The sequence below is a fragment of the Flavobacterium sp. genome (assembly GCF_049318185.1).
Classification (GTDB): domain Bacteria; phylum Bacteroidota; class Bacteroidia; order Flavobacteriales; family Flavobacteriaceae; genus Flavobacterium.
In genome coordinates this window covers 1-21,733 of record NZ_JBMOGV010000033.1, presented here as the reverse complement: position 1 = coordinate 21,733, position 21,733 = coordinate 1, and the positions used below count along the sequence as shown (strand labels likewise).

The window sequence follows — 21,733 nt, the reverse complement described above, 5'->3', positions numbered from 1 at the left end:
GATCACGGTTGGTTGAATGCTCATCATACTTTCAGTTTCGCAAGCTATTATAATCCAGACCGAGTTCAGTTTGGCGTTCTTAGAGTTTTAAACGACGACATTGTTGCACCAGTAATGGGGTTCGGGACACATCCTCATGACAATATGGAAATTATCACTATTCCTCTCGAAGGTGATTTGGCTCACAAAGACAGTATGGGCAATACAGAGGTGATAAAATTTGGAGATGTTCAGGTGATGAGTGCTGGAACAGGAATTCAACATTCAGAGTTCAATCCAAATCAGGATAAAAGAACTAATTTGTTGCAAATTTGGGTATTCCCAAAATATAAAAATGTAGCGCCTCGATACCAACAAATTAGTTTGGACACTTCAGATAGACATAACAAATTACAACAAATTCTTTCACCTAAAGCTGATGACGCTGGAGTCTGGATACATCAAGATGCTTGGTTTCACATGGGTAATTTAGATAAAGGCATTTCTATTGATTACCATCGAAAAAAAGAAAATAACGGATTGTACATTTTTGTAATAAAAGGAAACATAAAAGTGGACAATCAAGAATTAGAACAAAGAGACGGTTTGGGCATCACCGATTTTGATAAAGTAACTTTTGAAGCAACTTCGGATACTGAAATCCTTTTAATGGAAGTTCCAATGGGGTAATAATTTTAAAAACCTTATTTTTGTAAATAATATAACTATTCAGCATACATGAGATGCTGAAATAAATTTAGCATTAATGAAAGCATACATTTTCCCTGGGCAAGGAGCACAATTTACCGGAATGGGTAAAGATTTATATGATAATTCAGCTTTGGCAAAATCACTATTTGAGAAAGCTAACGAGCTATTGGGTTTCCGTATTACTGATAGTATGTTTGAAGGTACGGTAGAAGAATTGAAAGAAACTAAAGTTACCCAACCAGCCGTTTTTTTACATTCCGTTATTTTGGCTAAAACCTTAGATAATTTTAAACCAGATATGGTTGCCGGACATTCACTTGGTGAATTTTCTGCTTTGGTTGCCAATGGAACTTTATCTTTTGAAGACGGATTAAAATTAGTAGCACAAAGAGCTTTGGCTATGCAAAAAGCATGTGAAATTACTCCGTCAACTATGGCGGCAGTTTTAGGTTTAGATGATAAAATTGTAGAAGATGTTTGCGCTTCTATTGATGGAGTTGTGGTAGCTGCCAATTATAATTGTCCAGGTCAATTAGTGATTTCAGGAGAATTCTCAGCGGTGGAGAAAGCTTGTGAAGCCATGAAATTAGCAGGTGCAAAACGCGCTTTAATCCTTCCTGTTGGTGGTGCATTTCACTCGCCAATGATGGAACCAGCTAGAGAAGAATTAGCCGCAGCCATTGAAGCAACACTATTCTCAACTCCAACTTGTCCAGTATATCAAAATGTGACAGCAACTGCCGTCTCATCTGCAGACGAAATAAAGAAAAACTTAATCATCCAATTGACTGCTCCAGTAAAATGGACACAATCAGTACTACAAATGATAAAAGACGGAGCTACCAGCTTTACAGAAGTTGGCCCCGGAAAAGTATTAGTTGGATTAGTCAATAAAATTGATAAAGAAGTAGCAACAATTTCAACTTAAATTACCTATGAAAAAACTATTTTTAACCATTTCTGTGTTATCAATTTTGATAGCTTGTCAAGACAAAACCAAAGAAAAACTTGAAGAGGCAAAAGATGCCGTTACAGAAGAAGTAAAAGCAACTGTAGATTCAGTTAAAGCAAAAGCTGAAGCAAAATTAGATACTTTGAAAGATAAAGCCAATGCCAAAATTGATAGCGTAAAAGTAAAAAGCGCTGACAAAATAGAAGAAGCTGCAAAAAAATTAAAAGAGTCTGTTAACAAATAATTTAACTTACCCTCTTAACTTTTGTTCCCATTTCCAGGCGGTAGCTAAACTTTCTTCCAAGGCAGAATGGGCTTTCCAGCCAAGCACAGTATTTGCTTTATCTGTATTAGCATAGGCAGAAACAACATCGCCTTCTCTTCTACCAACAATTTTATAAGCCAATTTTTTACCCGATACTTTTTCGAAAGCAGTAATAACTTCCATCACTGAACTTCCTGTACCAGTTCCTAAGTTGAAAGTTTCTACTTTTTCTAAATTATGTCTATTCAATAATCGTTGCAAGGCAATAACGTGGGCTTTGGCCAAATCGACTACATGAATATAATCACGAACGCAAGTGCCATCAGGTGTTGGATAATCATCGCCATAAACTGATAATTTTTCACGTAATCCAATGGCGGTTTGTGTAATAAATGGTACAAGATTTTGTGGAATTCCAAGAGGTAATTCTCCAATTTCAGCACTTGGATGTGCACCAATAGGGTTAAAATAGCGTAATAAGATGGAATTTAGATTGGTTACTTTTGCCACATCTTGTATAATTTCTTCGCCAATTTGTTTAGTATTTCCATAAGGCGACATGGCAGGCTGCACTGAAGCATTTTCAGTAATTGGCATAGCTACGGCTTGACCATAAACCGTACAAGAAGAACTGAAAATAAAATTGGCTTTGGGCAATTCCTTTAATTCTTGAAGTAGATAGACCAATGAATTTATATTATTTTCATAATACAATAAAGGATTTTCAACACTTTCTCCCACAGCTTTTGAAGCTGCAAAATGAATTACTCCAACAGTGTCATTATATTTTTTAAAGAAATTTTGAACCGAAGCTTTATCACGCAAATCCAATTTTTCAAAGATGGGTTTTTTTCCAGTGATGTTATAAATTCCCTCTAAAACATCCTCCGATGAATTGGACAGATTATCAATTGCCACTACATCAAACCCTTCGTTTTGTAATTCTACAACAGTATGTGAACCAATAAATCCTAGCCCTCCTGTAACTACAATTTTCATCTTAACTCAAAAATTCTATAACGCTATCCGTAATAAACTTAATTTGCTCGTCATCTAATTCGGTGTGCATTGGTAAAGAAATCACTTCTTTAATCAATTGATTGGTTACAGTAAAATCTTCTTCTTTATATCGTGTATCGGTATATGCTTTTTGTGCATGCAATGGAATGGGATAATAAATAGCACATGGAATTCCCTTTGCCAATAAATGTTCCATCAACCCATTTCTATCGGCATCTATAATTCTTAACGTATATTGGTGGAAAACATGACAATCACAAATAGCACAAATACTTGGAGCGATAATATTTTTGTGTCCTTCAAAAGCAGCTGAATATTTACGCGCTGCATCTTGACGTGCTTTCCCATAGGCATCCAAGAAAGGTAATTTGGCATTCAAAACGGCTGCTTGAACACTATCCAAACGTGAATTTACCCCAACAACATCATGATGGTAACGAACATACATTCCGTGGTTTACAATTCCTCTTATCTTATGAGCCAACTCATCGTCGTTAGTAAAAATAGCGCCACCATCGCCATAACAACCTAAATTTTTACTTGGGAAAAACGAAGTTGAAGCTACGTGTCCTATTGTTCCAGCTTTCTTTTTTGTACCATCAGAAAATTTACAATTTGCTCCAATGGCTTGAGCATTATCTTCTATTACATATAAATTATGTTCGTTTGCAATTCTCATTATCGCTTCCATGTTGGCAGCTCTTCCGAACAAATGCACAGGGACAATTGCTTTGGTTTTTGGTGTAATGGCTTTTTTAATTGCATCAATAGAAATATTCATATTTACTAAATCCACATCAACCAAAACCGGCGTTAATTGTAATAAAGCAATCACTTCAACAGTTGCAGCAAAAGTAAAATCGGCAGTAATGACCTCATCACCAGGTTTTAAATCCAATCCCATCATGGCAATTTGCAAGGCATCCGTTCCATTGGCACAAGGAATTACATGTTTTACATCTAAATATTCCTCAAGATTTTTTTGAAATTTGTGAACTTCTGGACCGTTAATGTATGTTGTTGTGTCTAAAACTTCTTGAATAGAAGCGTTTACGGTAGCTGCTATTTTATCATATTGACTTTTTAAGTCAACCATTTGAATTTTTTTCATGCTCTAAAATTATAAGCCACAAAAGTAAGAAATTCTAGAGTAGAATATCCTATTCCGTAAAAGAAACGTATTTTAGCCCAACAAAATTTTGAAGATGTTTTTTTTATATAATGCAATACTCTTATTAGCTTCACAAATCGTGAAAATTTTGGCGCTTTTCAGTCCCAAAATAAAGTTATTTGTTGAGGGGCGAAAAGATGTTTTCAAAACATTGGCAAGCGTAATAAATCCCATAGACCAAACCATTTGGTTTCATGCAGCTTCATTGGGCGAATTTGAACAAGGCTTACCTGTCATGGAAAAAATCAAATTGCAGTTTCCCAATCATAAAATCATTCTTACTTTTTTTTCGCCTTCGGGTTATGAAGTTCTAAAAAATAATACTGTTGCTGATGTGACAGTTTATTTGCCATTGGACACCAAATCAAATGCAAAGCAATTTATAAAGCTCGTTCATCCTGAAATGGTTTTCTTTATCAAGTATGAATTTTGGCCCAATTATTTGAATGAATTAAAAAAAAGATCCCAAAGCATTGGGACAAGCATCTATTTAATTTCTGGTATTTTTAGAAAAAATCAAGCTTTCTTTAAGTGGTATGGTGGATTTTATAGAAAGGCACTGAAAACTTTTGATTACTTTTTTGTGCAAAATGAAAGCTCTAAAATTTTATTACAAGAATTGGGTTATCAAAATGTAAAAATATCAGGTGATACTAGGTTTGATAGAGTTGTTTCGATTTTGGAAAGAGATAATTCTTTAGATTTTATCGATCAATTCGAAAATAATAAAACCACTATTGTAATTGGAAGTTCGTGGCCAAAAGATGAAAGTTTATTGGTTAATTTTATCAATAATCATAATGCTGATGTAAAATTTATTATTGCACCACACACTATTAAAACAGATCAAATTCAGGAATTGAAAAATTCTATTACTAAAAAAACTATTTTATTTTCAGAAAAAGAAAATACAGATTTATCCAATTACGATGTTCTAATTGTTGACACTATTGGCATACTGACCAAAATATATAGTTATGCTGATATTGCCTATGTTGGCGGCGGTTTTGGAAATCCAGGCGTACATAATATTTTGGAACCAGCCACATTTGGCATTCCAATTGTGGTTGGACAAAATTATTCTCATTTTGCTGAAGCAACAGCTTTGATAAATTTGGAAGGTTGTATTTCTATTTCCAATCAGAACGAATTAGATAATGCTCTAAATAATCTAATCTCAAACGAAGATATTCGTCATGAAAAAGGACATATTTGCGAAACTTTTGTGCAGATGAATAAAGGCGCTACAGATATTATTTTGAGATATATCAGTAACAATTAATAAAAAAAACCTCTTTATTAAAATTAAAATCATGAAATTTCTAAAACTACTGCTACTTTTCATTTTTATTCAAGTCAATGCCCAACAAGGCGGCATGTGGATTCCCTCTTTATTAAAAGGAATGAATGAAAGTGAAATGAAAAAATTAGGCATGAAAATCAGTGCCGAAGACATTTATTCGATAAATCATTCTAGTCTCAAGGATGCTGTTCCCCAATTTGATGGTGGTTGTACTGCCGAAGTCATTTCGGACAAAGGATTAATTTTAACCAATCACCATTGTGGTTTTGATGCTATACAAAATCACTCAAGTGTTGCACATGATTATTTAACTGATGGATTTTGGGCTTATAAAATGGCGGAAGAACTTCAAAATAAAGATATGGTGGTGACTTTTGTGGTTCGAATAGAAGATATAACTACCAAAGTAATGGAAGGTGTAACTTCTTTATCTAGTGAGCAAGACAAACAAAAGAAAATCCAACAAAACATTTCATATTTAACCCAATCGTTACCCAAAGAAAGTTGGCAAGAAAACAGTATTAAAACTTTTTTTGATGGCAATCAGTATCTACTTTTTGTGACTGAAACATATAGAGACATCCGTTTAGTTGGAGCGCCACCTAGTAGTATTGGCAAATTTGGCTCTGATACAGATAATTGGGTTTGGCCACGCCATACTGGAGATTTTTCATTGTTTAGAATTTATGCCGATAAAAACAATCGACCAGCCGACTATTCAGTTGACAATATTCCCTATAAACCAAAATATTTTTTCCCAATTTCAATTAAAGGAATAAAAGAAAATGATTTTACTATGGTTATGGGATATCCTGGAAGAACGCAAGAATATTTACCCTCTTTTGCCGTTGAACAAATCATGAACACCTTAAATCCAGCTAAAATTGAAGTGCGCGATGCTGCTTTAAAAGTTCAGGACGGATTTATGCGAAAAGACAATGCGATTAAAATTCAATATGCCTCTAAATATGCTGGTATAGCCAATTACTGGAAAAAATGGATCGGTGAAACTAAAGGATTAAAAAAATCAAATGCTATTGCTATCAAACAACAATTTGAGGCAGCATTTCAAGAAAAAGTTAGAACTGCAGGTAAAGAAGCAGAATATGGCAATTTATTAAAGGATTTTGAAAAAAATTATAGCGAAATAAAAGACTATGCTTTAGCTAGAGATTTATTTACCGAAGTTGCTTTACGAAATTCAGAATTATTGCAAAACGGATATCGACTTTATCAACTAGAACAAGTATTAAAAACTAAAGGCGAGCAAGCTTTTACAGACAGAAAAAACAATTTATCCATAGGCATTTTTGAATTTTATAAAGATTATAATGTAGCTGTAGATAAAAATGTTTTTGAACAACTAATTGCAATTTACGCTAAATCCTTACCAAGCCAATTTTTGCCAACTGAATTAAAAAATCTAAATGTTTCTGAATTAACTAATACTATTTATGCTACTACTAAATTAACAAAACTAGAAGATTTTAGAAATTTAGTAGAGGGCGATACTAAATCGGTTATAGAAAAAATTAATGCCGATAAAGGATATCAAGTTTTAAAAGCCATGGCAGATGCTCATACAAAAAATGTATTGCCAAAATATGATGAACTTAATTTAAAAAATAGTGCTACACAAAGAACCTACATGAAAGCTATTTTAGAATTGTTTCCTAACAATAGAATTTTCCCTGATGCCAATAGTACACTTCGTGTTACCTATGGAAAAGTAAAAGGGTATAAACCCAATGATGGCATTACTTGCGAACCTTTTACCTATCTTGATGGTGTGATGGAAAAATACGTCCCAGACGATTATGAATTTAATGTTCCAAAGAAATTAATTGATTTGTATAATACAAAAGATTATGGAGTTTATGGTGTAAAAGGTAAAATGCCTGTTGCATTTATTGCTACAAATCATACCACTGGAGGTAATTCAGGAAGTCCTGCACTAGATGCAGAAGGAAACTTGATAGGATTAAATTTTGATAGAGTATGGGAAGGAACTATGAGTGATATTTTTTATTCCCCTGAAATTTGTAGAAATATTATGGTAGATATTAGATATGTATTATTTATTGTAGATAAGTATGCTAATGCTGAAAACCTGATTAAAGAGTTGAAAATAATTCCATCAAATTAAAATAATTATTGTGCTAATTTTAATTTTTGGCACGATTCTTGTAAATTAAACGGCGAAGAAAAATATAGGTTTCTTAAAAAAAATTAAAAAAATAATTTTAACCTATTAAAAAATTTATATATTTGCTTCGAATTAATAATTAACCTTTTATAATTAAGTAAGATGAAAAAAGTATTTTTAAGTTTAGCTGTTATTGCTGCATTAACTGTAGTATCTTGTAAACAAGCTGAGGCTACTGACGCTGCTGCTGCTGACACAACTGCTGTTGAGGCTGTTGATACTGCTGCTGTTGCTGTTGATACTGCTGCTGTTGCTGTTGATACTGCTGCTGCTGTTGAAGCTGCTCCAGCTGAAGCTGCTCCAGCTAAAAAATAATTAGTAAACACTAATTATTTTAAAAAATTTAAAGCCACGCATATGCGTGGCTTTCTTTTTTATAAAAACATTGTATTTATAAATAAAAAAAGCCTCTAACTTTTAGTTAGAGGCTTTTGTACTCAAGGCGGGACTTGAACCCGCACGAACATTGCTGTTCACTGGATTTTAAGTCCAGCGTGTCTACCAATTTCACCACTCGAGCATTATAGTAGTAGAGCGAAAAACGGGGCTCGAACCCGCGACCTCGACCTTGGCAAGGTCGCGCTCTACCAACTGAGCTATTTTCGCATTCACAATATTTACTAGAACTGCAATACTTCTTCCGTATTGCGGATGCAAATGTAACACTAAAATTGAATAATACAAACCTTTTGTCTAAAAAAACTATTTCAAATTATAACCTCTTGATTTGCAAATTAAACCTTTGAAAATTATTTTTTCAATAACATTCTTTTAAGCTCATTAAGTTTCATCAATGCTTCAACTGGAGTTAAAGTATTTATGTCTAAACCAAGAATGTCCTCTCTTATTTCCTCTAATAACGGATCATCTAAGCTAAAAATATTGAGCTGCATATCGTCTTTTGAAGATTTAATAGTAGTAAGGGCATCACCTGAATGATTTTTTTCTAGTTTTTTTAATAGTTTTTGTGCTTTTTGTATGACCATTTGTGGCATTCCGGCCATTTTTGCCACATGAATACCAAAACTATGGGCACTCCCTCCTTTTACTAACTTTCTAATAAAAAGAACCGTATCTTTCAGCTCTTTTACTGAAACATTATAGTTTTGAATCCTTGGTAATAGTTCTGACATTTCATTCAATTCATGATAGTGTGTAGCAAATAATGTTTTTGGTCGGGCTGGATTTTCATGTAAAAACTCTGCAATTGCCCATGCTATAGAAATGCCATCATAAGTACTTGTTCCACGCCCTATTTCATCCAGCAACACTAAACTGCTCTCCGAGATATTATTTAGAATAGATGCTGTTTCATTCATTTCTACCATAAAAGTAGATTCTCCCATAGATATATTATCACTTGCGCCTACTCTTGTAAAAATCTTATCAATAACTCCCAATCTAACTTTCTCTGCCGGAACAAAACTTCCCATTTGAGCCAATAATACGATTAGTGCTGTTTGTCTCAAGATAGCCGATTTACCTGACATATTGGGCCCTGTAATCATAATTAATTGCTGACTTTCTCTATCAAGAAAAACATCATTGGCAATATAAGGAACACCAACAGGCAATTGCTTTTCAATAACTGGATGACGACCGTTTGTAATTTCAAGTTCAAAAGTATCATCAAGAATTGGACATACATAATTATTCTCAATCGCTAATTGTGCAAAAGAAGTCAAACAATCTAACTGGGCAATTAAAGTAGCATTCAACTGAACTTGTTTGATATAAGTAGAAATCCAACTTACTAATTGCTCAAATAATTGACTTTCGATTTGGTGAATTTTCTCTTCAGCACCAAGAATTTTGGTTTCATATTCTTTTAGTTCTTCTGTAATATATCTTTCAGCATTTACAAGAGTTTGCTTTCTTATCCATTCCTGTGGCACTTTATCTTTATGCGTATTTCTAACTTCAATATAATAACCAAATACATTATTGAAAGAAATTTTAAGCGATGATATTCCTGTTCTTTCGGACTCTCTTGCCTCAATTCCTTCTAAAAATTCTTTCCCTGAAAAAGCGATATTTCTCAATTCATCTAATTCTGGATGAACTCCAAAAGCGATAGCATTTCCTTTTGCAATTGTAACTGGTGCCTCTTGATTAAGTGTTGTTTTAATTTTTTCACGAAGTAAATCACAAGCGTGAAGACTATCTCCAATAATTCTAACAGCTTCTTGTTTACTATCAAGAGCTAAAGATTTTATTGGAATAATAGCATCTAATGATTCCTTAAGATAAATAACTTCTCTCGGAGAAATTTTTCCAGTTGCCACTTTAGAAATCAAACGTTCCAAATCAGAAATTTGCTTGATTTGATATTGAATTTTTTGAAGAATTTCTTGATTATCCTTTAAATAAGAAACTACTTCATGTCGATTTCTAATTTTATGAATGTCTTTTAAAGGCAGAGCCAACCAACGTTTCAATAACCTAGACCCCATGGGCGAAAGCGTTCTATCAATTACGTCAAGAAGGGTGACCGCATTTTGAGAATGACTGTGGTATAATTCTAGGTTTCGAATAGTAAATCTATCCATCCAAACATAAGCATCTTCAGCAATACGTTGAATATTACTTATGTGTTGCACTTTGTTATGTTGCGTTTCCGATAAATAATATAAAATAGCGCCTGAAGCTATAATTCCTTCTTGTAAATCTTCAATTCCAAATCCTTTTAAAGAATTGGTTTGAAAATGATTCATCAGTATTTCTTGTGCATAATCTTCTTTATAAACCCAATCTTCCAAAAAGAAGGTATTGAAATTATCTCCAAAAGCACCTTTGAACTGGGATTTATTGTTCTTTTGAATTAAAATTTCACTGGGACTAAAATTCTGCAATAATTTATCAATATATTCTTCATTGCCTTGTGCTGTTAAAAATTCTCCCGTTGAAACATCCAAAAATGCAATTCCTAAATGTTTCTTGCCAAAATAAATTGAGGCTAAAAAATTATTAGATTTAGAATGTAAAACTTCATCATTCATAGATACTCCTGGAGTTACCAATTCGGTCACGCCTCGTTTCACAATTGTCTTGGTCATTTTTGGATCTTCGAGCTGATCACAAATAGCTACTCGAAGTCCAGCTTTTACCAGTTTTGGCAAATAGGTATTTAAAGAATGATGAGGAAAACCTGCCAAAGCCGTTTCCGTTTCTGAACCTGCACCTCGTTTTGTCAAAACAATTCCGAGAATTTTAGAAGCTCTTACAGCATCTTCACCAAAAGTTTCATAAAAATCGCCAACTCTAAACAACAAACAAGCATCGGGATATTTTCTTTTTATCTCGTTGTATTGTTTCATTAAAGGCGTTTCCTTAACCTGATTTTCTTTGGCTGACAATGGTTTTCTATTTATACTGATGAGAAAGCGAATTTAAAATATTTTACCTTGAATACGCCTCTCAACAAAAATTAATTTAAAATTAAGATAAAAAATTACAGTATAGTTTTATTTTTTAAATAGATTTGCCTTAGAAACAATAAAAATTTATAAAAATGAAAAAAATAATCTTATTTGCTGCTATCACGATTTTTGGTATTACAGCATCAAACGCACAAGGTAAAAAAGCACCAGTTAAAAAAGAAACTCCTGTAAAAGCTGAAACTACAAAAGTTGATGGTGCTGGAATTGTTTTCGAAAATGAAACTATTGATTACGGTACAATTGCTCATAATGCAAACGGAGACAGAGAGTTCGTATTTGTGAATAACGGAAACAAAGCTTTAACTATCGAAAGCACTCAAGGTTCATGTGGTTGTACTGTTCCTACTAAACCAGAAGGGGCAATTGCTCCAGGTGCAAAAGGAAAAATTGGTGTACACTATGCAACGGATAGAGTTGGGCCTTTTACAAAAACTGTTACAGTAAAATCTAACGCAACAGGGAATGAAACAAAAGTTCTTACTATCAAAGGAACTGTTTTGCCAGATGCTCCAGCTGCAGAACCGACAAAAAGCTAATTATATTTAATTATAAATTCAAAAAAGTCTCGATTAAATCGAGATTTTTTTTTGAATATCTTTGCCAATCGATTAACAAGTCGAATTATTAAAATAAAAAAATGCGCAAACTGGAAAATAAAGAACTAGAAAGGAAATCGGTTACTGATTTTAAAGAAGCCGAAAAAACTCCCATTATAATCATCCTTGATGACATTAGAAGTTTGCATAATATTGGCTCTGTCTTTAGAACTGCCGATGCTTTTTTGATAGAAAAAATATATTTATGTGGCATCACTGCCCTACCGCCCAACAAAGAAATTCATAAAACTGCACTTGGCGCCACTGAAACGGTAACTTGGGAATACCAAAAAGAAGTAACAGATGTTATTGCTTTATTAAAAAAAGAAAGCGTGACTGTTTTTGCTATTGAGCAGGTTGAGAATGCCATTTTTCTTCAAAATTTTCAAGTTGAAAAAAACAAAAAATACGCTTTAGTTTTTGGCAATGAAGTCTATGGTGTTTCTCATAAAGCTATTGAACTTTGTGATGGCTCCATTGAAATCCCTCAACTAGGAACCAAACATTCCCTAAATATTTCTGTCAGTGCTGGAATTGTTATTTGGGATTTATTTAAAAAAATGAACTATTGATTGGTTATTTTTTTCTCAATCTCATTTAAAACAAAAATATAATCCTTTTGATTATTTTGGAAATCTCTATTGGTTACATCAATAATTAAAACGTTTAAATCCTTTTGAGTTTTGATATAATCTAAATAACCGTTATTTATTTTTTCTAAATATTCTGCGGGAATTTCTTGTTCGTAACTTCTTCCTCTGGTTTTAATATTGTATAAAAGGCGTTCAATATTTTGATATAAATAGATATACAAATCAGGTTTTGGCATTTCTTTATAGATGATATCAAACATGGTTTTATACAAACGAAATTCCTCTTCAGCTAAAGTAACTTTGGCAAAAATCAACGATTTGAAAATGTGATAATCAGCTACAATAAAATCTTTAAACAAATCAAACTGCGCTAAATCATCAGAAATTTGTTGGTACCTGTCGGCCAAAAAGGACATTTCTAGTGGAAAAGCATACCGACTTTGATCTTGGTAAAACTTTGGCAAAAAAGGATTATCAGCAAAACGTTCTAATACCGTTTTTGCATTACAATCTTCTGCTAACTTATTGGTTAAAGTTGTTTTGCCAGCACCAATATTTCCTTCAATCGCTATATAATTAAACTGGTTCAGCTTTATTTGTGCAATTGGTGTTTCTAATTGATGAATTACTTTACAATGGCTTTTATCTTCCGAAAGCGCAACTAATTCATGTAAATATTTTTGTAATATTGGATGGCGCCAATCTAAATTCAAATCTTGCATGGGCACCAATACAAAGAGACGATTTTGCATTTCTGGATGTGGCACTTGCAATTTATCTGAAGCTATTGTTTCCTCATCATAAGCAATTAAATCAATATCAATAATTCGAGCTTCATATCCTTCTTTTTGCTTACGAACTCTTCCTAATTTTTCTTCAAGCCATAAAATTTCTTCTAAAATTTGATATGCTGATTTATGGGTGTTCATAATCACTGCACAATTATAGAAGTTGTTACTTTCAAAACCCCAAGCTGGCGTTTCATAAAGTTTAGAAACGCTAATAATAGTTCCTATTTCTATATGCAGCTCATTGATACAACGCTGAATGTTTTCATGACGGTTGCCCTGATTGCTGCCTAATGATAAAATGACCTGATGCTGCTTATTCATAGAAGCACAAATTAACTAAAACTATTTTAGAATAACTCAAAAAACAATCAGACTGTTAATAACATTTTCTATATAATTCATTTTTATATTATCATAAAACTTCTTTAAATAGAGAACCGTTTATAGCTAAAAGGCATTATTTTTGTTACCGTTGAAAGAACTTAAATTATACTAACATGTCAAAGAAAATCTTAAAAATCGTTGGAATTATTCTGTTGTTTTTAGTAATCGCCGGATTTACTATTCCTTATTTTTTCAAAGATCAAATCAAAGCTAAAATCCTAACTGCCATTAATGAAAAAGTAGATGCCAATGTAGCTTTCGCAGATGCCGATTTGAGTTTGTTTAAAAATTTTCCTAACGCCAGCGTAACCATAGATAAACTTTCTATAATTAACAAAGCGCCTTTTGAAGGAGACACTTTAGTGGCGTTTGATGAGCTGAATTTAAAAATGTCTATCAAAGAATTATTTAATGGCGATGATGAACCCATGAATATTGATGGGATATCCTCAAAAAACGGCTTAATCAATATCATTTTCAATAAAGATGGTATTGGAAATTTTGATATTGCTCTAAAAGACAAAAAAGAAACTGAACCGAAAAGCAAACCGCTTTCACTCAAAATAAAAGAATACGCTATAGAGAATCTTAAGTTTAAATTTACAGATGAAAAATCAAAAATCAAGATGGTTTTAGACAGTATTAACCATGAAGGACAAGGAGATTTTACTGCTTCAAAATTAGATTTGGTCACTAAAACTAATGCAAAAGTTTCCCTAGATATGGATAAAGTGAACTACATGAAAAATATTGCTATTTCATTAGATGCCATTCTTGGAATTGATTTAGACCAAAGCAAATATACTTTCAAAGAAAATAAAGCGAAGATTAACGAACTACCTTTAGAATTTGATGGTTTTATACAAATGGTTACTACTGGTCAAGTATTTGACTTGAAATTCAAAACACCCACTTCTTCATTCAAGAACTTCTTAGGACTAATTCCTGAGCAATATTCAAGTAATTTGAAAGACGTGAAAACCAATGGTGATTTTACGGTTGTTGGTTTTGCCAAAGGATTATTATCCGACACCACTGTACCAAAATTCAATATTGAAATTGCTTCCAATAATGCTTCGTTTCAGTATCCGAATTTGCCAAAATCAGTTCGAAAAATTATCATTGACACTAAAATTGTCAACGAAACTGGTGTAATGAATGACACTTATGTGAACTTGGAAAAATTATCCTTCCAAATTGACCAAGATGTTTTTAATGCCGAAGCAACCATTAAAAATGTGGCCGAAAATGCGCTAGTCAATGCAGCACTCAAAGGAACTATTAATCTTAGTAATTTAACTAAAGCGTATCCTATCAAATTAGACAAACCGTTAACAGGAATTTTAAAAGCTAATGTGACCACCACTTTTGATATGCAAGCGGTTGAAAAAAGTGAGTATTCCCGAATTAAAAATTCGGGAACAATTGACTTAACGGGTTTTAATTATACCGATGAAAAAGGAAAAACTATGAAAATCAGTAGCGCTTTAATTGCTTTTGACCCCAATCGTGTGATTTTAAAACAATTCAATGCTACAACTGGCAAAAGTGATTTGGCTATCAACGGAGTGTTAGAAAATTTCTACGGTTTTGTATTTAAAAATCAAGAATTGAAAGGCGATTTTAATTTAAATTCCAATCAATTTGCGGTTAGTGATTTTATGACTACAGAAGATGCTTCGAAAAAAGACACTAAAGCATCAGAAGCCATGAAAATCCCAGCTTTTTTGAATTGTACCTTGACCGCAAAAGCCAACACGGTTTTGTATGATAATTTAACTTTGAAAGATGTATCGGGGAAAGTAATTATCAAAGACCAAAAAGTTACCTTAGAAAATGGTAAAACCAACATTTTTGGTGGTTCAATTGCCTTTAAAGGTGACGTTTCTACCAAAGAAAAAATAGCCAAATTCAATATGGATTTGGGATTAAATGGTGTTGATATTGCACAAACCTTTACTCAATTGGACATGATGAAAAAAATTGCTCCTATAGCTGGTGTAATCAACGGAAAACTGAACTCTAAAATCCAACTTTCAGGCAATCTAAAAGACAAAGCAATGACGCCTGAATTAAAAAGTATAAGTGGAAATTTGTTGGGAGAAATACTTTCAACTACTGTAAATGCTAGTAATTCCAATTTACTGACTGCTTTAGATGACAAATTAGGATTTGTAGATTTGAAAAAATTAAACCTCAACGATGTGAAAGCTGCCTTAACTTTTAAAGAGGGAAAAGTAAACGTAAAACCATTTGACATCAAATACCAAGACATCAAAGCCACAATAGCTGGAACCCATAGTTTTGAGCAATTGATGAACTACACCATGAAACTAGAAGTTCCCGCAAAATATCTAGGAACCGAAGCCAATGCTTTGCTTACAAAATTATCGCCTTCTGATGCTAAAAAGCTTGATACTGTACCTATCAATGCTATAATTACTGGGAGCTTTCAAAACCCTAAAATCACTACTGATGTGAAACAAGCCACCACATCCTTAGTAAACAATTTAGCAAAACAACAAAAAGACAAATTAGTTACTAGTGGAAAAGATGCCTTGCATTCTATTATCTCAAATGCTACAAAAGCAAAATCAGATACTACGAAAACGGATGTTAAGACGGATATAAAAACAAAGGCAAATGAATTAATAAATGGTTTATTTGGAAAAAAGAAAAAAGAAGAACCAAAACCTGCAACAACAGCACCAACTAAATAAAAAACAAACCCTTTCTTTTGAAAGGGTTTTATTTTTATAAACTTATTTTAACAACATAACCTTCAAATGTTCGGACATTAAAAACGGTTCCATCTTCAAAAAGTAAATATTGTCCTTTAATTCCGGTTAGTTTTCCAGTAAAATTTGGTGATTTATCCAAATTTAAGCTCGTTACTTTTTTAGGATATTCCAACACAGGAAAATGCAATTCATACAAATCATTGGCGTTCAAATCATAATATTCTTGAACCTCTTTTGGAATCAAATACTTCAAACTTGCTTTTTCTTTCAGTAAATCCGTCGTTGGCACTTCGTTTTTCAACATTTTTTGCCAATTGGTTTTATCGGCATAATGATTTTTTAGTGCCACTTCGGTAATTCCTGCCAAGTAACGATTAGGCACTTCCACTATTGAAATGGCTTGCACTGCTCCTTGGTCTATCCATCGTGTAGGGACTTGTGTTTTTCTAGTAACACCCACTTTCACGTCACTTGATAATGCCAAATATACGATATGAGGTTGTAGTTGCACTCGTTTTTCATAGTCTAAATCTCGATCTTCAATATCTAAATGAGCGGTGCTCAACTCGGGTTTCATAATCCAATCACCTGCAGAAGCCGAACTCATAAAACAATCATAGCAAAAACCTTGACGGAAAATCTTTTTCTTTTTGCCACAATTCAAACATTGATAGCCCTGAAAAGTAATTTCTATAGATTTGTTTAACAACTGGTTTACACTCAAAAAACTATTCTCAAATACCAAATAATATTGAATAGGATTAGAAAATTCCGTTTGCATTTTGGTCAATACACCTTCGTAAGTCATCTTTTATTTAGGATTTAGGAATAAGGGTTTAAGATTTATTTGCTATTTTAGCGTAAAGTTACAAATCCTAAATCGTAAATCGAAATTCTAAAATCAATATGCCCTTTCCAATAATCAATTCTATCGCTTCTTGGGTTTTGAAACAACGCATTCATCAAATTGAATTGTTTCTGAAATATCCACATGAAGTGCAAGAAGAATTGATGATGAACTTAATTCGTAGCGCAGAAGAAACGGTTATGGGTCATAAATATGATTTTGCAAGTATTAAATCCTATCAAACATTTTCGGAAAGAATTCCAGTTTCTACCTATGAAGATTTGGAACCCATGATTGAACTTACCCGAAAAGGAGCTCAAAATGTTTTTTGGAACACACCTATAAAATGGTTTGCCAAATCGAGCGGCACTACCAATGCCAAAAGCAAGTTTATCCCTGTGAGCAATGAAGCTCTAGAAGATTGTCATTACAAAGGCAGTAAGGATTTATTGTGCATGTATTTGAACAATAATGAAAACTCCGAAATGTTCCTAGGCAAAAGTTTGCGCTTGGGTGGCAGTTCTCAGATTTACGAAAAAAACAATTCCTATTTTGGGGATTTATCGGCTATTCTTATTGAAAATATGCCTATTTGGGCAGAGTTTAGCAGCACACCCAGTAGTAAAATATCCCTCATGAGCGAATGGGAAAGCAAACTCGAAGCTATTATAAACGAAACTAAAGTCGAAAATGTCACCAGTTTTGCTGGTGTTCCATCCTGGATGCTCGTTTTGCTTAATCGTATTATGACCGAAACTGGCAAAGAGAATCTTTTTGAGTTGTGGCCCAATCTCGAAGTTTATTTTCATGGTGGCGTTAGCTTTGAACCTTATAGAGAACAATACAAAAAGGTACTGCCTAAAACTGATTTCAAATACTATGAAATCTATAATGCCTCCGAAGGTTTCTTTGCCATTCAGGATTTGAATTATTCTAATGATTTACTGTTGATGTTGGATTACGGCATTTTCTATGAGTTCATCCCTATGGAAACTTTTGGAACACCAGAACAAAAAGTTATTCGATTGGCCGATGTAGAATTGTTTAAAAATTATGCTGTTGTTATTACTACTAATGCTGGTTTGTGGCGCTATTTAATTGGCGATACTGTTCGTTTTACTTCTTTAGATCCCTACAGAATTAGAGTTTCGGGCAGAACGAAACATCATATTAATGTTTTTGGCGAAGAATTGATGGTAGAAAACACTGATATGGCTTTGGCTAAAACTTGTGCCACTTTAGACTGTGAAATCAAAGATTATACTGTAGCTCCTATTTTTATGAAAGACAAAGAAAAAGGCGCACACGAATGGATGATTGAGTTTAAAAAGCAACCTGGTGATATGGCTTTGTTCCAAAAAACATTAGACGAATACTTGCAAGAAGTCAATTCTGATTATGAAGCCAAACGCTACAACAACATGACATTAAATCAACTGAAAGTGAATATTGCGAGAGAGAATTTATTTTATGATTGGCTAGCCGCCAACGATAAACTAGGTGGTCAACATAAAATCCCTCGATTGTCGAACCAGCGCGATTATTTGGAGCAGTTGAAAAATATGTAGGTTTCAACTTTTGATATAAAATAATTTTATAAATTTGATATAATGAAATGAGCATAACATAAATGCCATTCAAAAAGTGATAAAGTTGTATGCGAACTACATATGAAAAATAAAAAAACAAATACTAGCTGCATATGAAACAGTTAATCATAAATATCAAAGACAATAAATATACTTTTTTTTTAGAATTACTTAAAAGCATGGATTTTGTTTCTATAGCAGACAATGAAGATTGGTATGAAAATCTTTCAGCAAATGATAAAAAATCAATTCAAAAAGGAATTGAGGATCTTGAAAACGGAAGAATTCATTCGCATGAGGAAGTTATGGCTTTAGCAAAAAAAAAGATTGCTGAATTAAAGAATCCCAAATGAAAATTATTTGGTCAGATTTAGCTAAAGAATACTACCTCTACATAATTGAACAACTTTTTGAGAAATGGAATATCTCAATTGTTGAGAAATTTGAAAAGGACACTTTAACTTTACTACAAAATATTGCAATCTACAACCATATTTTCCACAATCTAAAATCACTAGGTATCATAAATGCTTAATTAACAAACACATTTCACTAATTTATAGAATTGAAAATCATACCCTAGAAATAATAACTTTATTATTTAATCAATCTGAAAATTTCTATTAATTGTATTCCTTTGCAACCAAAGAGCCTATTTTGGAGCAGTTGAAAAACAGGCCGCCTAGTGTAAAAAATAATAAGAACAAGCAAATAAAATGAATTTGTCCTTTTGATAAAACTAAAAGATGTACATCTTTTGATTTAAACTAGTACATCTTATGAAAAATGGTTCCTTATAAAATGATTTTTTTATACGTAGGAATTAAAAAAACAATACGGATTAACTCATTTATTTACCTTGAAGCAACTTTAATAACTGTATTTGCTCTTTCAACGATTGGATGGTTTCTTCGTATTGCTGGATTAGTTTTTCAGGAAGATTAATGTGATTAATTCCTATGTAACCATCTTGTTTGCAGTTGTTAAATACTTGTTTGTCATCAAAACCTAAAACTTCCATAGGCGGAACTCCTAAAATAGTACTAATCTCGTTTAACCGATTGATGGTTAATTGCGTTTCACCTGTTTCTATTTTGCTGTAAGCACGGGTAGATAACCCTAGCTTTTGCGCTACATACTCTTGCGTGAAATTCTTCAATTCACGTATCTGTTTGATCTTAGTTTCTGCTTGTTGTATCATAGTAGTAAGAATTAATAGTTCAAAAGTAGAACTTTTTAATCAAATAAAGAAATTTTTAGAGGTATTTTTTTTAGTTGGTAGTTGTATGTTTGTAAGAAGTTACATAGTTATGACTATTATTTTCCTCAAATTAAAAAACAACCTTTTAAAAATTAAACAATTATGAAAAAATTAATTACTCTCATTTTAGGAATATCTTTAGTTTATTCTTGTTCAACTAGTTCTGATGGCAATGGAAATACAACAGTAGTTCCTGCACCGCCATCTAATTTAACTGGTGTTGTAGCTTCTACAACTCAAATTAATATTTCTTGGACGGACAACTCCACAAACGAAACTGGTTTTAAAATTGAAAGAAAAATGGGAACAGGTACTTATGTTGTTGTAGGGACTACTTCAACAGATATTACCGCATTTAGCAACACTGATTTAACACCCAATACTAATTATACTTACAGAGTTTATTCCTATAATTCAGCTGGAAATTCACCTACTTATTCTAATGAACTCACTTTATCTACACTACCTACGGTAACAACAACAGCTATTTCTGCAATTACAAGTATATCTGCTAGTTCAGGGGGTACTATATCAAATGATGGCGGAGTTAACATAACTGCCAGAGGTGTTTGTTGGAGTACAAGCGTTAATCCTACTATTAATTTGTCTACAAAAACAAGTGATGGTGCAGGAACAGGAACGTTTACAAGTGCTATTTCAGGACTTGTAGCAAATACTACTTATTATGTAAGAGCCTATGCTACGAATAGTTCTGAAACAAGTTATGGAAATGAAATTAGTTTTACAACTGAAGCGTCGCCAACTGTAACTGATATTGATGGCAACAATTATCAAACTGTTGCCATTTGTAATCAAACATGGACAAAAACTAATTTAAATGTAAGTAAATACCGTAATGGGGATATAATACCGCAAGTTACTGACCCAACTGAATGGGCGGCTCTAACTACTGGCGCTTGGTGTTATTATGATAACGATCCAGCAACAGAGGCTACGTTTGGTAGATTATACAATTGGTATGCTGTAAATGACCCAAGAGGACTAGCTCCAACAGGCTATCATATTCCATCAGATGCTGAATGGACTACTTTGACGTCTTGTTTGGGAGGAGATGGAGTTGCAGGTGGTAAAATGAAATCAACAGGCACATCGCTTTGGACGAGTCCTAACTCAGACGCTACCAATTCCAGTGGATTTACGGGTCTTCCAGGAGGTTATCGAGACACAAATGGATCATTTTGCAACATTGGCTGCTTCCTCACAATAGGAAATTACGGTATCTGGTGGAGTTCGTCGGAGGTGTCTTGGGGTGCTAGATACCTCAGGTTGATTTATATTAACGGAGGTACATACAGGATCACCGAAAGGAAGAATAATGGTAACTCAGTGCGCTGCGTTAAAGATTAGTAAATCAATTAAACAACAATCATGGTTAATTTAAAAAAAATACTAATAACATACTATTTTAAAAATACATTAAATGGAAGAAATAATATTGCCACATGCTAATAATGCTAAGTTTAAAGTTGAAGATTTAATAAAGCATTTCATAAAATACAATCTAGATTATATGATTATAGGTTCAAAACAAGTAGTTTTAAATGTGCATCCAAAACCAAAATCTCTCGATGTTTGGATAAGAAATCATAAAAATGTAATTGGTTATGCAAACACTTGTCAATCAGTTAATAATGTAGTAAGTCAACTTATCAAACACGAATCATTCTCTTTAGGTTTAAGAAAATGTCCAGAAAGTAATAGAACGTGTAAAGCTTTGGTGTTTTGTGAAAATAAAAAATAATGTTTTTTACATAGCTTTTTCGTAAAATATTTTCAAAAAAACAATCCCCCGCTCCCGCGCGAATCCTTTCCCCGCTCCCGCGCGAATCCTTTCGCGTGGTTCTAAATATAAAATAAACTATT

The 21,733-nt window shown here is 33.0% G+C and carries 20 protein-coding genes and 2 tRNA genes; 14 read left to right on the top strand and 8 right to left on the bottom strand.

Annotation, left to right across the window (positions count from 1 at the left end):
* From ACOYLT_RS04850 to ACOYLT_RS04840, 3 genes are all read left to right on the top strand, one after another.
* A partial coding sequence (locus tag ACOYLT_RS04850) for a pirin family protein (RefSeq protein WP_422852728.1) occupies positions 1-669 on the top strand: 669 nt, incomplete at its 5' end.
* Positions 670-745: 76 nt separating this feature from the next.
* The gene (gene fabD, locus ACOYLT_RS04845) at positions 746-1,618 is read left to right on the top strand and encodes an ACP S-malonyltransferase (protein ID WP_422852727.1); all 873 of its coding nucleotides are present in this window, start codon (positions 746-748) and stop codon (positions 1,616-1,618) included.
* A 7-nt stretch (positions 1,619-1,625) separates the two neighbouring features.
* On the top strand, positions 1,626-1,886 hold the full coding sequence (locus tag ACOYLT_RS04840) for a hypothetical protein (RefSeq protein ID WP_422852726.1): 261 nt from the start codon (positions 1,626-1,628) through the stop codon (positions 1,884-1,886).
* Between the two features lie 6 nt (positions 1,887-1,892).
* On the opposite strand, the gene galE is transcribed toward ACOYLT_RS04840, so the two are convergent.
* Entirely contained in the window at positions 1,893-2,906 is a 1,014-nt protein-coding gene (gene galE / locus ACOYLT_RS04835) for a UDP-glucose 4-epimerase GalE (RefSeq protein ID WP_422852725.1), read from the bottom strand.
* Position 2,907: 1 nt separating this feature from the next.
* Entirely contained in the window at positions 2,908-4,038 is a 1,131-nt protein-coding gene (locus tag ACOYLT_RS04830) for a DegT/DnrJ/EryC1/StrS family aminotransferase (RefSeq protein ID WP_422852724.1), read from the bottom strand.
* A 94-nt stretch (positions 4,039-4,132) separates the two neighbouring features.
* On the opposite strand from ACOYLT_RS04830, the gene ACOYLT_RS04825 reads away from it, so the two are divergent.
* The 3 genes from ACOYLT_RS04825 to ACOYLT_RS04815 all read left to right on the top strand — a co-directional run bounded on the left by ACOYLT_RS04825 (position 4,133) and on the right by ACOYLT_RS04815 (position 7,922).
* The gene (locus tag ACOYLT_RS04825) at positions 4,133-5,380 is read left to right on the top strand and encodes a 3-deoxy-D-manno-octulosonic acid transferase (RefSeq protein WP_422852723.1); all 1,248 of its coding nucleotides are present in this window, start codon (positions 4,133-4,135) and stop codon (positions 5,378-5,380) included.
* A gap of 31 nt (positions 5,381-5,411) precedes the next feature.
* Positions 5,412-7,547: a S46 family peptidase gene (locus tag ACOYLT_RS04820; protein WP_422852722.1), complete on the top strand. Its 2,136-nt coding sequence runs from the start codon at positions 5,412-5,414 to the stop codon at positions 7,545-7,547.
* A gap of 162 nt (positions 7,548-7,709) precedes the next feature.
* Complete coding sequence (locus ACOYLT_RS04815; protein ID WP_422852721.1) at positions 7,710-7,922, top strand: hypothetical protein; 213 nt, start codon at positions 7,710-7,712, stop codon at positions 7,920-7,922.
* A 119-nt stretch (positions 7,923-8,041) separates the two neighbouring features.
* On the opposite strand, the gene ACOYLT_RS04810 is transcribed toward ACOYLT_RS04815, so the two are convergent.
* The 3 genes from ACOYLT_RS04810 to mutS all read right to left on the bottom strand — a co-directional run bounded on the left by ACOYLT_RS04810 (position 8,042) and on the right by mutS (position 10,963).
* Positions 8,042-8,127: transfer RNA gene (locus tag ACOYLT_RS04810), tRNA-Leu, on the bottom strand.
* Positions 8,128-8,140: 13 nt separating this feature from the next.
* Positions 8,141-8,213, bottom strand: a tRNA-Gly gene (locus tag ACOYLT_RS04805).
* 143 nt (positions 8,214-8,356) lie between these two features.
* A complete protein-coding gene (gene mutS, locus ACOYLT_RS04800) occupies positions 8,357-10,963 on the bottom strand; it encodes a DNA mismatch repair protein MutS (RefSeq protein ID WP_422852720.1) in 2,607 nt (868 codons plus the stop codon).
* Positions 10,964-11,118: 155 nt separating this feature from the next.
* Here mutS and ACOYLT_RS04795 point away from each other — a divergent pair, with 155 nt between their 5' ends.
* Positions 11,119-11,583, top strand: coding sequence for a DUF1573 domain-containing protein (locus ACOYLT_RS04795; protein ID WP_422852719.1), 465 nt, complete (start codon positions 11,119-11,121; stop codon positions 11,581-11,583).
* Positions 11,584-11,684: 101 nt separating this feature from the next.
* A complete protein-coding gene (locus ACOYLT_RS04790) occupies positions 11,685-12,215 on the top strand; it encodes an RNA methyltransferase (protein ID WP_422852718.1) in 531 nt (176 codons plus the stop codon).
* Here ACOYLT_RS04790 and folK read toward each other — a convergent pair.
* Positions 12,209-13,348, bottom strand: coding sequence for a 2-amino-4-hydroxy-6-hydroxymethyldihydropteridine diphosphokinase (folK, locus tag ACOYLT_RS04785; protein ID WP_422852717.1), 1,140 nt, complete (start codon positions 13,346-13,348; stop codon positions 12,209-12,211). The genes ACOYLT_RS04790 and folK overlap by 7 nt on opposite strands.
* A gap of 176 nt (positions 13,349-13,524) precedes the next feature.
* Here folK and ACOYLT_RS04780 point away from each other — a divergent pair, with 176 nt between their 5' ends.
* Positions 13,525-16,131: an AsmA-like C-terminal region-containing protein gene (locus tag ACOYLT_RS04780; RefSeq protein ID WP_422852716.1), complete on the top strand. Its 2,607-nt coding sequence runs from the start codon at positions 13,525-13,527 to the stop codon at positions 16,129-16,131.
* Positions 16,132-16,165: 34 nt separating this feature from the next.
* Here ACOYLT_RS04780 and ACOYLT_RS04775 read toward each other — a convergent pair whose 3' ends face one another.
* Positions 16,166-16,960, bottom strand: coding sequence for a DUF2797 domain-containing protein (locus tag ACOYLT_RS04775; protein WP_422852715.1), 795 nt, complete (start codon positions 16,958-16,960; stop codon positions 16,166-16,168).
* A gap of 98 nt (positions 16,961-17,058) precedes the next feature.
* On the opposite strand from ACOYLT_RS04775, the gene ACOYLT_RS04770 reads away from it, so the two are divergent.
* The 3 genes from ACOYLT_RS04770 to ACOYLT_RS04760 all read left to right on the top strand — a co-directional run bounded on the left by ACOYLT_RS04770 (position 17,059) and on the right by ACOYLT_RS04760 (position 19,123).
* A complete protein-coding gene (locus ACOYLT_RS04770) occupies positions 17,059-18,567 on the top strand; it encodes a GH3 auxin-responsive promoter family protein (protein ID WP_422852714.1) in 1,509 nt (502 codons plus the stop codon).
* Positions 18,568-18,701: 134 nt separating this feature from the next.
* Complete coding sequence (locus ACOYLT_RS04765; RefSeq protein WP_422852713.1) at positions 18,702-18,941, top strand: hypothetical protein; 240 nt, start codon at positions 18,702-18,704, stop codon at positions 18,939-18,941.
* The gene (locus ACOYLT_RS04760) at positions 18,938-19,123 is read left to right on the top strand and encodes a hypothetical protein (RefSeq protein WP_422852712.1); all 186 of its coding nucleotides are present in this window, start codon (positions 18,938-18,940) and stop codon (positions 19,121-19,123) included. The genes ACOYLT_RS04765 and ACOYLT_RS04760 overlap by 4 nt, the downstream gene beginning before the upstream one ends.
* 315 nt (positions 19,124-19,438) lie before the next feature.
* On the opposite strand, the gene ACOYLT_RS04755 is transcribed toward ACOYLT_RS04760, so the two are convergent.
* A complete protein-coding gene (locus ACOYLT_RS04755; protein ID WP_422852710.1) occupies positions 19,439-19,789 on the bottom strand; it encodes a helix-turn-helix domain-containing protein in 351 nt (116 codons plus the stop codon).
* 162 nt (positions 19,790-19,951) lie between these two features.
* Between ACOYLT_RS04755 and ACOYLT_RS04750 the strand changes: the two genes are divergently transcribed.
* The gene (locus tag ACOYLT_RS04750; RefSeq protein WP_422852709.1) at positions 19,952-21,217 is read left to right on the top strand and encodes an FISUMP domain-containing protein; all 1,266 of its coding nucleotides are present in this window, start codon (positions 19,952-19,954) and stop codon (positions 21,215-21,217) included.
* Between the two features lie 73 nt (positions 21,218-21,290).
* Positions 21,291-21,611 (top strand): hypothetical protein, encoded by a 321-nt coding sequence (locus ACOYLT_RS04745; protein WP_422852708.1) that lies wholly within the window; start codon positions 21,291-21,293, stop codon positions 21,609-21,611.
* The last annotated feature ends 122 nt before the right edge of the window (positions 21,612-21,733 follow it).